Source organism: Paenibacillus sp. FSL K6-2524, from assembly GCF_038005525.1.
Classification (GTDB): domain Bacteria; phylum Bacillota; class Bacilli; order Paenibacillales; family Paenibacillaceae; genus Fontibacillus; species Fontibacillus anaericanus.
This window is the reverse complement of the sequence record NZ_JBBOSP010000001.1, coordinates 2,816,569-2,828,814: the sequence shown is the minus strand read 5'-3', so window position 1 is coordinate 2,828,814 and position 12,246 is coordinate 2,816,569. Positions and strand designations below refer to the sequence as shown.

Annotated in this window: 13 protein-coding genes and 1 pseudogene; 8 read left to right on the top strand and 6 right to left on the bottom strand. The window is 40.5% G+C overall.

Annotated features, from left to right (window positions below):
• Nucleotides 1-180 precede the first annotated feature (180 nt).
• A pseudogene (locus tag NST85_RS12755) lies at nt 181-363 on the bottom strand (hypothetical protein); the annotation flags it as partial.
• 163 nt (nt 364-526) lie between these two features.
• Between NST85_RS12755 and NST85_RS12750 the strand changes: the two are divergent.
• The 6 genes from NST85_RS12750 (at nt 527) to NST85_RS12725 (ending at nt 5,797) form a co-directional block, all read left to right on the top strand.
• Nucleotides 527-1,207: a response regulator transcription factor gene (locus NST85_RS12750; RefSeq protein WP_341191104.1), complete on the top strand. Its 681-nt coding sequence runs from the start codon at nt 527-529 to the stop codon at nt 1,205-1,207.
• Nucleotides 1,204-2,613: a sensor histidine kinase gene (locus NST85_RS12745; protein WP_341189458.1), complete on the top strand. Its 1,410-nt coding sequence runs from the start codon at nt 1,204-1,206 to the stop codon at nt 2,611-2,613. The genes NST85_RS12750 and NST85_RS12745 overlap by 4 nt, the downstream gene beginning before the upstream one ends.
• 174 nt (nt 2,614-2,787) lie before the next feature.
• A complete protein-coding gene (locus NST85_RS12740; protein WP_341189457.1) occupies nt 2,788-3,519 on the top strand; it encodes an AzlC family ABC transporter permease in 732 nt (243 codons plus the stop codon).
• Nucleotides 3,510-3,836: an AzlD domain-containing protein gene (locus NST85_RS12735; protein ID WP_127193267.1), complete on the top strand. Its 327-nt coding sequence runs from the start codon at nt 3,510-3,512 to the stop codon at nt 3,834-3,836. Before NST85_RS12740 ends, NST85_RS12735 begins: the two co-directional genes overlap by 10 nt.
• A 265-nt stretch (nt 3,837-4,101) precedes the next feature.
• Complete coding sequence (locus NST85_RS12730; protein ID WP_341189456.1) at nt 4,102-4,635, top strand: RNA polymerase sigma factor; 534 nt, start codon at nt 4,102-4,104, stop codon at nt 4,633-4,635.
• Complete coding sequence (locus NST85_RS12725; RefSeq protein WP_341189455.1) at nt 4,622-5,797, top strand: DUF4179 domain-containing protein; 1,176 nt, start codon at nt 4,622-4,624, stop codon at nt 5,795-5,797. The genes NST85_RS12730 and NST85_RS12725 overlap by 14 nt, the downstream gene beginning before the upstream one ends.
• Before the next feature lie 422 nt (nt 5,798-6,219).
• Here the strand turns inward: NST85_RS12725 and NST85_RS12720 are convergent, their stop codons facing one another.
• Entirely contained in the window at nt 6,220-6,570 is a 351-nt protein-coding gene (locus NST85_RS12720; protein WP_341189454.1) for a winged helix-turn-helix transcriptional regulator, read from the bottom strand.
• A 226-nt stretch (nt 6,571-6,796) separates the two neighbouring features.
• Between NST85_RS12720 and NST85_RS12715 the strand changes: the two genes are divergently transcribed.
• Nucleotides 6,797-7,363: an NAD(P)H-dependent oxidoreductase gene (locus NST85_RS12715; protein ID WP_341189453.1), complete on the top strand. Its 567-nt coding sequence runs from the start codon at nt 6,797-6,799 to the stop codon at nt 7,361-7,363.
• Between the two features lie 239 nt (nt 7,364-7,602).
• Here NST85_RS12715 and NST85_RS12710 read toward each other — a convergent pair whose 3' ends face one another.
• Nucleotides 7,603-8,487 (bottom strand): SDR family NAD(P)-dependent oxidoreductase, encoded by an 885-nt coding sequence (locus tag NST85_RS12710; RefSeq protein WP_341191103.1) that lies wholly within the window; start codon nt 8,485-8,487, stop codon nt 7,603-7,605.
• A 193-nt stretch (nt 8,488-8,680) separates the two neighbouring features.
• On the opposite strand from NST85_RS12710, the gene NST85_RS12705 reads away from it, so the two are divergent.
• Entirely contained in the window at nt 8,681-9,145 is a 465-nt protein-coding gene (locus tag NST85_RS12705) for a MarR family winged helix-turn-helix transcriptional regulator (protein ID WP_341189452.1), read from the top strand.
• Nucleotides 9,146-9,616: 471 nt separating this feature from the next.
• On the opposite strand, the gene NST85_RS12700 is transcribed toward NST85_RS12705, so the two are convergent.
• The 3 genes from NST85_RS12700 to NST85_RS12690 all read right to left on the bottom strand — a co-directional run bounded on the left by NST85_RS12700 (nt 9,617) and on the right by NST85_RS12690 (nt 12,136).
• Nucleotides 9,617-10,801 (bottom strand): IS256 family transposase, encoded by a 1,185-nt coding sequence (locus tag NST85_RS12700; protein WP_341189008.1) that lies wholly within the window; start codon nt 10,799-10,801, stop codon nt 9,617-9,619.
• 91 nt (nt 10,802-10,892) lie between these two features.
• On the bottom strand, nt 10,893-11,258 hold the full coding sequence (locus NST85_RS12695) for a hypothetical protein (protein WP_341189451.1): 366 nt from the start codon (nt 11,256-11,258) through the stop codon (nt 10,893-10,895).
• Nucleotides 11,255-12,136 carry a LysR family transcriptional regulator gene (locus tag NST85_RS12690; protein ID WP_341189450.1) on the bottom strand — a complete coding sequence of 294 codons (882 nt, stop codon included), beginning with the start codon at nt 12,134-12,136 and terminating at the stop codon, nt 11,255-11,257. Before NST85_RS12690 ends, NST85_RS12695 begins: the two co-directional genes overlap by 4 nt.
• Nucleotides 12,137-12,246 lie beyond the last annotated feature (110 nt).

Here is a 12,246-nt window from a genome sequence, read left to right as displayed (position 1 = left end):
AACATTAGAGTTAACTTCAATGTCAAGACAATTTTATTTGCTATTTTCCTCCGGATATCTTGGAAGGAAAGTCCACATAAAATGAAAAACGCAACCCTTATCAGGTTGCGAAAACTCATATCGAAAAGTTGCAATGAAACCGATGGAACCTACCTGCCAACAAGTATTGTTGTTAGCTTAATCGTCATCATCCGAGTGCCATTGTGACTTACCGAACATCGCTTCTTGTCGTTCCTCATAATGCGTATCAATATCTTCAGCTAGTCGTTTCACTCGTGATTCAGCACCAGTTATTGCTTCTAGACGAGACCATTTCGACTTCAAACGTTCTTTAACGGTAATTTCCTGATCTTCGGTAATCTCTCATATTCATCATCTATGCTCTTCAATTAACTCAAAAATCATTCCATTATTATAGTTATTATTACTTTATTAAAAATACAGATATATTTTTAAATCTATTATTGATATGATCGATTGATCAAGATGAATTTAATTCCATATGAGGTAGGAGGAATGATTCCCTATCAATCAGATATTAATTGTAGATGATGAACTCGAAATTCGTCAGTTAATTCGGATGCATTTAGAACAAGCGGAATTCAAAGTCTTAGAAGCTAGCTCAGGGCGGCAAGCTATTCAATGCTTGCAAGAAAATACTATAGAATTATTGATCCTAGACCTCATGATGGATGATGGCAACGGGTTTGAAGTGCTGCAATATTTACGAGAGACAAATGCTAGATCGTTAGTTATTGCGCTTAGTGCTAGACGAGAAGTTCAAGACAAAACCTTAACGCTCGGATTAGGGGCCGATGATTACGTCACTAAACCTTTTAGCCCAGTGGAATTAGTTGCTCGCGTGCAAGCACAGATAAGAAGACATCGCCCCCTTCCTGTTAAGGTTCTACGTTTAAATAAATTAGAGCTGGATATCGACAATTATGTTCTACGAAATGACGGTAAGTCATTTCCTGTAACCATGGTAGAATGTAGGCTTTTAGAAATGTTCATGCAAAATCCTGACCGCGTTTTAACCAAAGGAGAAATTTACAAGCAGGTGTGGAATCATGAATACTTTGATGATAACAATTTAAGCGTCTTTATAAGTAGACTGCGAAGTATTCTTGAACCCACAGAAGGCTCACCTCCTTACATTAACACCATACGTGGAATCGGTTATCGGTTCTCTGGAGATGGACAATGAGAAATCAAACTAAGCTTTGGCTACTTATGCTCATTAGTGCAATCATCAGTATTTTGCTGTTTATTTCACTTAGCCTCGTTATGGTAGGAAGTAAGGGTTATAATTTGAATGCCTTGAACACCCTCTCGCAAGAAGTCCTTGATACGGTAGCAAAGCAACAAGCTTATGACGCCGCAGACATAACTCCCATCTTGGAAGATGCTCATAGTAAGCATCCTGATATTCGCTATGAATGGATTGCAGCAGATGGATCAACAATATATGATACCTTAGAGGAAAAGAATTACTATGATTTTGGGCAGCTTGCAAATCGCATGCTTAGTATGCCCCAGAACCTTTGGGGGGGCGATGAGCCGATTACGCTCACTTTTTCTATTAACCAAGATGAACAACCCTATTATTTATTGATAAGTTTGTCCAGTGACGCTATGAAACAGGGGCAAGTTTATTTTTTCATCCGCTCCTTTAAAATCTTATTAACTTTTATGTTGCCGTTAATTGTTGCTTTCTTAATTCCATATCTGCTATCTCTGTGGTTTTTCTCTTCCATGAACAAACGCATTAATAAGCTCAATCATGCTATGGGGCAACTTAACTTCCAAAGTGAAATCACCGTACTAGAAGATACGAACAAGGATGAAATTGGCCAACTCACTACGCATTATAATGAGATGGCTCTCCGCCTTCACAATCAGGCTAACCAAATCAAACAGTTTGACAAGAGGCGTACGCTGCTACTGTCTAATCTTTCCCATGATCTACGCACCCCACTAACGATGATTTTAGGATATGCAGAAACGATTCGCGCTGGCTTGTATAAGGATGAGCAAGAACTGCAAACAAGTGCTAAGATTCTGCTGCAGCGCTCTCGTTATATGGACAAGCTGTTAGATCAATTGTTAGATATCACTCAGCAGGATGAGGGGAATTTTGAGCTTCATGTTGAAATGCATAGTATATCTGAATTGATGCGCAAAATTGCTGCGGAATACCTGATGTTTCTTGAGGGGCAGAACTTCACTTTTGTAGCAAATATCCCTGATGAGGATATCCAAGCTTGGATTGATGCTCCCCTAATCGAACGGGCGCTGCGAAACCTGCTCGACAACGCGATCCGTTACGGATCAGAGGGCAATTATCTTGAGATTGGCCTTACGAAAAAGGATGATACCCTATTCATGATGGTTATTGATAAAGGGCGCGGCATTCCCTTACAGGATCAAGAACAAGTTTTTGAACGGTTCTACCGTGTCGATACCAGCAGAAAAGGCGAAGGGCTTGGCATTGGACTGTCCATTGTCAAAGAAATCATAGCCTTCCATGGCGGATCAATTACCTTGACGAGTGTCCCTTTTGAAAAAACGGTGTTCGAGATCCAACTTCCAAACCGTCAGCTTGAACAATAACGCTAAGTCTTTCCTATTTACAACAAAACGAGGGTTACTCCTAGGCAGTTTCCTACCGCCTTCAGAGTAACCCTCTAATATCGTATGTTATAATAAACAAACCTTTGGAAAATAGCGAATGGACTACGCAGCTAATGTTAAGACGACAACAAGTGAAAGGAAGATCAACCTAAAGTGCAAGAGAATATTCAACTACATAAACAGGATGTTAATATACGTGAGGATAGCTTTTTGCAAGGTGTAAAAGATTGCATTCCAACATTGTTGGGTTACTTAAGTATTGGATTTGCTGCTGGTGTTGTAGGAAATACTTCTGGCTTAAGCATTGTTGAAATCACACTCATGTCATTACTTATCTATGCTGGTTCTGCCCAATTTATCGTTTCTGGAATGATCGCATCTCATGGATCACCGGCTTCAATTATTCTCACTGTTTTTATCGTAAATCTTCGACATCTTTTACTTAGTGCAGCCTTATCACCGTATTTCAGTCGTCTTACTCCGGTTAAAACTTTGCTAATAGGTTCTTTACTTACAGACGAGACATTTGGTGTTGCGATTAATAAGACAACGAACAAAAATCATCTTAGTGAAAAATGGATGCACGGTCTAAATATAACAGCTTATCTAAATTGGATTGTAGCCACATTAGCCGGAGCATTTCTGGGTCAGTGGATTTCAAATCCCGAAAAGTTTGGTTTGGATTTTGCATTGCCTGCTATGTTTATCGGGCTTCTTGTTATCCAGATCGTAAGTCGTGGGAAATTGGCTAAAGATATAGTTGTAGCTATAAGTGCCGTAGTCATTTTTTTGGGGACAAGTTTTTTCTTATCTGGAAGTATGGCTATTATCGCTGCTACCGTTATTGCTGCTACATTAGGAATGGTGGTGGAAAAATGGAAATAAGATGGCATATTCTTTTAATAATTATTGGTGCATCAATTGTGACTCTGATCCCAAGAGTGCTTCCACTCATGGTACTCAGTCGCATAAATATACCTGATTGGGCAATGCGATGGTTAAGTTATGTTCCAGTCGCAGTAATGGCAGCCTTGGTGGGAGAAGAGTTATTGTTGGTAGATGGGAAATTTTCCTCTTTTCAAAATCATATCGAGTTAATCGCAGCAGCACCCACCTTTTTGACCGCAATTCTAACTCGAAGCTTATTAGGAACAGTACTGGTAGGCATTGTATCGGTGATGCTGTTGCGTATGTTTTTATAATTGAGACTCTAACAAATGCAACAATGGCAGCATATTAATTCTGTATATATTAGAATAACACGAGGGTTACTCCTAGGCCGTTTATTCCAACTGCCTTAAGAGTAACCCTCCATTTATTATGGCAGAGTAAACTCGAGCTACGGGGCGCAGTCCTTGAATGAATTGGTATTTTTTTTCCCATGTAACCTTCTAGCTACCTACTCGATCTAATATACGTAACGTTACAAACATTCTAATACTTCTAATCAAGAAAGCAGGTGAACCCTTGCATACAGATCCTATTGTCGTCAAAGCCAAAGCTGGGGACCCTGAAGCATTCATGCAGTTGATGCAAGAGATAGAGTTACCGTTATATAGAACTGCAAGGTCCATCGTCAACAAAGACGAAGATTGTGCAGATGCCCTGCAGGAGACGATGCTTAAAGCCTTTAAATCCATTCATACACTCAGAGAGCCCGCTTTTTTCAAAACGTGGATCTTCCGGATTCTGATTAATGAATGCAACAAAATGGTCAAAAGCAGCTCAAGAACCCTCCCTTACGGAGAGCTTCCCGACGTCCCTTCCACTTCCAAGGATTATGAGAAAATCGAATTATGGGATGCCGTTCAACATCTTGAGGAGAACCTACGGATTGTCATTCTCCTTCATTACCTACAGGACATGCCGATCAGTCAAATTTCCGACATTCTCGAAATTTCTACGGTAGCCGTGAAGACCCGGCTGCATCGCGCCCGCAAAAAGCTAAAGCATTCATCTCAAATCAATCATGAAATGGAGTTGCGACATGATGAACACTAAGTTAGAAGAACAATTAAAGAACTGCCAAAGCCTACTTCCCGATCAATTATCTGATATTGCCCGCTCCAAGCTGAATGAGACATACCAAATCATCAGGGAAACCGATAATTCCATTTCCCCCTTTCAGAGAAAGATAAATGTATCAAGAACTTTTAATAAATGGTGGGTATCCACTGCAGCCGCTGCAATCCTTGGACTTACCCTCATTGCTTCAGGATTTGTATCGCCCGCAATGGCAGATGCACTTAAGCAAATTCCGGTTCTGGGACAAATCTATTCATTATGGGGCGAAAAAAACTTAGATCCCGGTGTTCAACAAGCTGAGGATTTCATCACAAACGTAAACCAAAGCGTGACCCATGGCAATGTGACTATGAATATTCCAACGTTGTTATTTGATGGGACCCGAATCCTTATGAACGTAACCACTCCTGGAAACCGTCTGGCTTCGGAGCCCAATTCGCCGCCTTCCGATGCCAATAAAGGGGCGGTGGATAAGTTTGAGGTTCTTTATAAAGGCCAACCTCTGCTCTGGAATTACGAACACATGGACGGTGAGACTGCTTCCAGCATAATGGTTGAGGTTTTTAGCACTTATTATGAGCCGCGCACAACAACACAGAATGTCCAGTTCCCTGATCAGTTTGACTTGACTGTAAATGTAACGTTAAAGGGTTACGTTGTCCCGTTCCAATTCGTTCTGCCTATTACAAAATCAACGCCCGTTACCGTTCTAACTTCAGAGGAGACCAAGCATCACGATAACATTAACTTGCAGAACAGTAAGCTGGAAATCACCCCAATCACAACGCAGTTATCCGTTGAGTACAAAACCAAACCTGGCCAGAGCATAGAAGAAATGCTCGATTCTATCCCTTCGAAATATAAGAAATCTAACAGGGAGGGAAGCATCATCGCTCTTCAGTATGACATTGTGGATGAACATGGCGTTCAACTGAAGCCCATCGGTGGTCACCCCATTAGCGAATCTTATAAGATTCGTTTTGAACCCTTCAAGACTCTACCGAGTACAGTAACCATCAAACCGTACTTAGTCGTATCCGAAGGTCAAGCCCCAGATGGGGTCAAAGGACTGTGGGAAGACAAAAATATAGTCAAGGAATACATCCCTGAGCTAGAGACTGTATTTTCGTTGCAATAGTTCATCTGTAAAAAGGACCTTATTCTCTAGGATTAAAAGGGTATGCAAACCTAAAAAAGACGGAGCCATAATCGGCTTCGTCTTTTTATTTAAATGACTTTAACCCTTGTCTGGCCTAACTCAAGTCATCTTGTCCCTCTAGTGTATTGATTTTGGAGCGCTCTAACGAAGGCGCCGTGCTCGTCTATGAAGCAGATTCAAGGAAATATCCACATGCAAAACGTCCGCGCTGACTGAACCACTGAGCGCACAAGCGATGCGCTCTCCCAACAAACCTATTAATAATATTCTTGTGAGATACTGTCACATCTCATTTATTCACTTAGAACCATCAATATTCAGCAAGCACTCCCCATGTGTGGGTTACGTAAAATGGACAAACCTGATGTGGCAGTATTCGCTTTCTAATCAAAGTTCTCCGGCTACTTGTCCTCCAACAAGACGATCTCTTCTCCTCGTTCTTGTCTTATCTTAATATTTTCTTTCCCCCAAGAACACATAACGTCCACGATCTTATTGGCTGTAACTCCATATTCCGTGAGGCTATATTCGACCTTTGGCGGCATCTGCTGGTACACGAATCTTTTGACAAGTCCATCCCTCTCAAGTTCACGAAGCTGCTGGATCAGAACCTTTTGTGAAATGCCATGTATACTGCGCTGTAATTCACTTGTTCTTTTGGTACCGGACATCAATAAGCAAATGATCAAAGATTTCCACTTTCCGCCGATGATTTCTAGTGTTGCCTCTATACCTAGATTATATTGTTTCATAGAATTACACCTCGTTCATGCTGATCAAATTCAGCTTACTCAAAATTTCATTGTTTCATATATTTTTTTCTGCGTCCAGTACACACTTTGAAGTAACCATCTTACTTTATTGTGTGTATTTTCTTTTTTTAGAACTTGCAAGATAATGATGATATTCATAAAAAATAAGGCAAAGCATTTTATAGAAACACGCTTAATATATGCAGCCTGAGAATGGAGATTCATAATGAAAACACTAGTGATTTTGGCACATCCGGACCTTGAGAATTCTAGGGTGAACCAGCGCTGGAAAGAAGAACTACTGCAATATCCAAACGATATTACAATTCATGAGATTTATAAAGAGTATCCTGACTGGAATATTGATGTTCCTAGAGAGCAAAATCTAATGGAAGCATATAACCATGTTATCTTTCAATTCCCGTTGTATTGGTACAGTTATCCGCCTTTATTGAAAAAGTGGTTTGATGATGTTTTTACTTACGGATGGGCTTATGGATCAAAAGGTGACAAGCTTAAAGGGAAAAAGTTAGGGCTTGCCATGTCCATCGGCGACAAAAAAGAAAATTATCTGCCAGAGGGCTCTGTTTCTTTTACCGTGGATCAAGTGACTACGCCTTTCAAAGCCAGTACAGTACATGTGGGCGCAGTGGCACTACCCTATTTTGCTGTCTTCGGAGCTTCATTTCAAGCTAGCGATGATGAAATCAATCAAAGTGCAATAAAATATATCAACTATATCTTTAAGTATAACAGTGACCCAAGCTCTTCCGTGTTAGCTGTCCCATCCTAACTTTATGTACATTTTGTATAAAAATGCAACAATAGGGGCTGTCCCAAATCTTTAAGGACAGCCCCATATCTATTCCACCAATACAGCTAACTATTAGTCTTTCCTGACCAACAGTGAACAAGCACTCGACATGTGTGGATGCTGCATAACTATTAAATATATTTAAAAACCGGCATATCTACCGTTTAAGTTAATTTCTTAACACTATCTTTAAATTTTCCTCCTAATCCCCAACAAAATTAAACCACGTTTTCAAGTAAACCTCTTTGTTGTAATAACTCTTTTGTAACATGCCAAAGTTTATTTTGCATTATGATATCTCCACCAGGATATACAGGCACTATAGAATTGCCGGTTCCAACATTAAAATACCCACCGGTCACTCCCTGATACTTCTGATCCACTATTAGACGAGTAATAATGTCCGCTCCTTTACGTGGATCTCCGATATGACAAAAATTCAAGATGCGTTCAAGCATAGAAGCAAACCAAAGTTCACGTCCGAGACCTGTAACATTAAATCCCGGATTTAAAGCATTAACAGTGATTCCTGTATCTGACCATTGACGCGCCAGTTCACCCGTAAACATAATATTAAACAGCTTAGTTTTCCCATATATTGCAGACGAACCTCTGGAAGTAAAAGAAGTAGTATCAGTCAAATCCTCAGGAAGTTTAACTTCACCATGATTGCGTGATGCCTCAGAAGCCACATTTACAATCCTAGCATTCCCCGCGTTTATTAAGGACTGTTGTAATAAATGCGTCAATAACAACGGTGCTAAGTAGTTCACAGCTATCATTTCAGCGAATCCCTCTGACGTTATCCGCTGTTTAAATGCATGCAGTCCTGCATTATTCACTAGCACATCTATTTTGGGATATGCAACTGAAATCTCATTACCGATACGCTTGACATCTTCCAATAATGACAAGTCTCCATAGAAAAAGTCTACATCTATCGTGGGCATAATATCCAATAAAGTCCTCTTAGTCATATTAGCTCGTTCTCTGCTCCTGGCTGTCAGTACAAGATGAGCACCACGCTTTGCCAGTTCAATTGCAACAAGTTGCCCAAGACCACTTGTTGCGCCAGTAATTACAACAATCGGGTTATTCGTCATCATGTCTCTCCTTTGTGCTGGAACCTAAATTTTCAGTTCATATGATAGTTCTGCGCTTTACATAGATAGCCGTCAATAGTTTTGACTTACAACTGACAAGACCATATAATTGATATATATCAACTATATGGTCTTATTTGATATATGTCAAATACTTTTGAGTGAGCATAAATATCATGAATCGAGGTGAAATATGGAGGACTATGATCAACACATAAATACGCCAAGAGGGCAATTGGAGCTGAAACTCGGTGAACAGATCAATGCACTCATTAGTGCCTCGCATGCACTAAATGTCAGAACTGCAGCACGTTTCGATTCATCCATACAGCCTGCTGCTTTTCTTATTATCCGTTGGCTCTACTCATTTGGCCCTACAAGTGCCACCGTTTTAGCGGAATCAACAGCTATGGACCGCAGTTCAGTTAGCCGCCTCATCAAACAACTCGAGCTCTTGGGTTTTGTAAAAAGAGAAACTTCTCCTGATGATCGTCGAGGAATCCTTTTATCTCTGACTGAACTAGGACGACAAAGGACGAATGAAGCACTGAAAGAGAAAGAAACGGTATTTTATGAACGAATCTCTAAATTGGACGATGAACAACTTGAAGATTTTATCGGAATGCTCAGGCTCTTTAACGGATATGATCGCAAGTAAACTCATTTAAAAAAAGGCTATATTTATAAGGGCTCAACCTTAAAATCAGTGCTGGACAAGGACCAGCGTACTAGTGGAGTTTTGGAGGAATGTGGACAAGAACCTTTAAATGAGAATTTCTACCACTACATTCGTAATTCAGGAAATTCTCATTTAACAGCGATGGTAACATCCTCCAAAACGTAACGTTACTTCCCGTTTTTTTTCAAGCACTGCAACAATGGCATTATTTACTTAACACTTGAATCATCTAACCGAATTTCAGCAACTTCACCAACGTTAGTACACCAAAATTCTAAGGTTATATCCTGTTCGTGATCAATATAACCGATAATGTCTACTCCTTGCTCATTACTCTTGTAATAGTTGTTTCCATACAAAGAAATAACTTTTTCTTTTGCATCACCTAATTCGATGGGAGCGTCAAGAATTTTGTGTAAATGAAAATATACCTCTCTTGTAGAAGTTCGTTTAGTTTTTGTTAGAGAACATTGCTAGCAGTTCTGATCGAGCTTGATCGAAGCCAATATGACAACGGGTAGCAAAGCGTTGGTTATAGCTTTCAAACTGTGAAACCAAGAATTTTTCTAGTGCCTCTTCATGGGGAAATTGTTCTTTACGATTAGTGTATTTCTTAATCTGTTTGTTAAAGGATTCTATTAAATTCGTTGAATAAATGCTTCTCCAGATCGGCTTAGGAAAGCTGTAAAACGTGAAGATATAGGGATTTTCTCGCAGGGATTTAGTGACCTTAGGATATGCTGTTTTCCATTTATCACAGAAGGTTGCCAGCGCCGCTTTACCAGCTGCTTCATCGTCAGATCGATAGACGGATTTGAAGTCTTCACAGATCTCTGCTCGATCTGAGACACGAACTTTATGGGCAATATTACGTGCTAAATGAACACAGCATGTTTGGTACTTCGCCTGCGGGTAGATCTCCTGAATCGCATTCACAATACCTGTGAGTCCATCGGAGATAAACAGAAGGATTTGTTCCGTGCCACGCTGTTTCACGTCCTGAAGGAGTTCTTTCCAAATGTAAGCTGATTCGGTCGGTGCAACGGCGTACGTAAGAACTTCCTTGGAGCCATCCTCACGAATTCCCACGGCAATGTAGACCGCTTCCTTAGATACCGTTTCACGTTTAACGGCGATATAGGTCGCATCAATATAGACGCACACATAGCGCTCCTCAAGAGGTCGTTTCATAAACGCATCGACATGCTCTACCATCACTTTTGTCATGTTCGATATGGTTTGTGGTGTGTAGTGGTGACCGTACATTCTCTCGATTAGGTCGGCAATCTCCGTCATCGTGACACCCTTTTGAAACATGTGGATGACAAAGGATTCTAGCGTATCATTCGAGCGTTTGTACGGTGCTACAGTCTGTTGCTTAAACTCTCCGTTACGATCTCGAGGAATGTTGAGTTGCAGGTCCCCATACTCGGTATGAAGCGTTCGGCAGTAGCCACCGTTTCGAGAATTCCCTGAATTCATACCTATACGGTCATATTTTTCATAGTCTAGGAATGCAGTAAGCTCCGTCTCTAACAGGTGATTCATAGCACACTCTAAGTGACTGCGAAATACTTCCGTTACATCTTGTTTTGTGACTAGAGCTTGGACTAAATCTGTTGTAAAATGATTCATAGGGAAGACCTCTCTTTGAATTGTTGTGTGGTAACTCAATTCTACAAGAAAAGGTCTTCCTTTTTCTATTTATCTATTTACACAAAATATTTTACGCTCTCAATTCGATTCCTTTTGCAGTGTGGAGAGGTTTATCTAATATTTGATTATCCGTACTAGTTATTATTAACCGCATTATAGAACCTTTATCTTTACCAGAATGAATAGAAGCAGTTAATAATCCGCCTTTCCAATAGTAATAATCATATAAGTCATTATCTTCTTTGCTTAAAGGATTGCCATACTGTGTTATAAAACTACTTTTATTTATACTTTCGTGTATTTTCACACCGCCAATAGACTCATTAGAAAGGTTTGTAGATTTCGTCAATTTCTCTGAATATGGAGAAAAATAATTAAAAGCTAAACCTGCAATTAGTAAGATTATGAGAATTAAAGTAATTAGTTTTTTGCTCATTTTCCCTCCATCGCTCCAAAGTATTCTATGACAACCTCACGGAATTCCAGAGCAGCCTGCGAAATGTACCGGCTCCTGTGCCATAATAATGCTATCTCCCTTACCAATTCGTGATTCTCTACTTGGAGATATTTGATATCTTCCCGTGCATTCCTTGCCGTGCTTGGTATGAAGGCTATGCCAATTTCTGCTTCAACCAGAGCGCTTAGCCTTGCAGGTTCATCTCCCTCATACACATATTTAGGAGCAAAACCAGCCGATTTGCAAATACTGTCCACTAAATCACGAGTACCGTAGCCTCGCTTTACACCGACAAACCATTCATCCCTTAATTCTGCCAAGGATATACTGCTTCGGTCTGCCAGCCGATGCCCCTTTGGAACAGCTACAAGGATCGGGTCCACGAACACGATTTCACATTCAATATCATCCCCTTGTAACGGTGGTGAGGACAAGCAGTAATCGACCTCTCCCCTATGTAACAGCGTACCCATTTCCTTCATGGTGAGCATCTGCACGTGAAATTGGATATCTGGCCGCTTTTTCCGAAACTCCCGAAGGATATTGGGTAACGTGCTAGCAGTAGTCACCGCCAATTCGAGTGTGCCATGCTCCGGGTTAGACAAATCACTAATCTCCTGCTTCCCCTGTTCCAATTCAAACAAAGCTCTTTCTGCACGGCGAAGGAATCTGCTACCGAACTCATTCAATCGTAGCTTCCTGCCTGTTCGATCGAATAAAGGGACCCCTAGATCCTCTTCCAAGCGCTGAATCGTTTTGCTTAGTGACGATTGAGTAACGTGTAGACTTCGTGCAGCTTCGGTCACATGTTCCAAACGAGCTACCGCGAGAAAATATTGCAGTTGAAGAAGTTCCATTTTGCACCCTCCATTCATTCCCTCAAATCAATGAAATCATAACATAAAATGCGTTGGAATCAATAAACGATTTCAAGTACGATGACATTAATACACTATAGGGGGACCAA

Coding starts and splice junctions, on each gene's coding strand:
- NST85_RS12745 (WP_341189458.1), top strand. CDS start 1,204: ATGAGAAATCAAACTAAGCTTTGGCTACTTATGCTCATTAGTGCAATC.
- NST85_RS12735 (WP_127193267.1), top strand. CDS start 3,510: ATGGAAATAAGATGGCATATTCTTTTAATAATTATTGGTGCATCAATT.
- NST85_RS12725 (WP_341189455.1), top strand. CDS start 4,622: ATGATGAACACTAAGTTAGAAGAACAATTAAAGAACTGCCAAAGCCTA.
- NST85_RS12720 (WP_341189454.1), bottom strand. CDS start 6,570: ATGAAACAATATAATCTAGGTATAGAGGCAACACTAGAAATCATCGGC.
- NST85_RS12715 (WP_341189453.1), top strand. CDS start 6,797: ATGAAAACACTAGTGATTTTGGCACATCCGGACCTTGAGAATTCTAGG.
- NST85_RS12710 (WP_341191103.1), bottom strand. CDS start 8,487: ATGACGAATAACCCGATTGTTGTAATTACTGGCGCAACAAGTGGTCTT.
- NST85_RS12705 (WP_341189452.1), top strand. CDS start 8,681: ATGGAGGACTATGATCAACACATAAATACGCCAAGAGGGCAATTGGAG.
- NST85_RS12700 (WP_341189008.1), bottom strand. CDS start 10,801: ATGAATCATTTTACAACAGATTTAGTCCAAGCTCTAGTCACAAAACAA.
- NST85_RS12695 (WP_341189451.1), bottom strand. CDS start 11,258: ATGAGCAAAAAACTAATTACTTTAATTCTCATAATCTTACTAATTGCA.
- NST85_RS12690 (WP_341189450.1), bottom strand. CDS start 12,136: ATGGAACTTCTTCAACTGCAATATTTTCTCGCGGTAGCTCGTTTGGAA.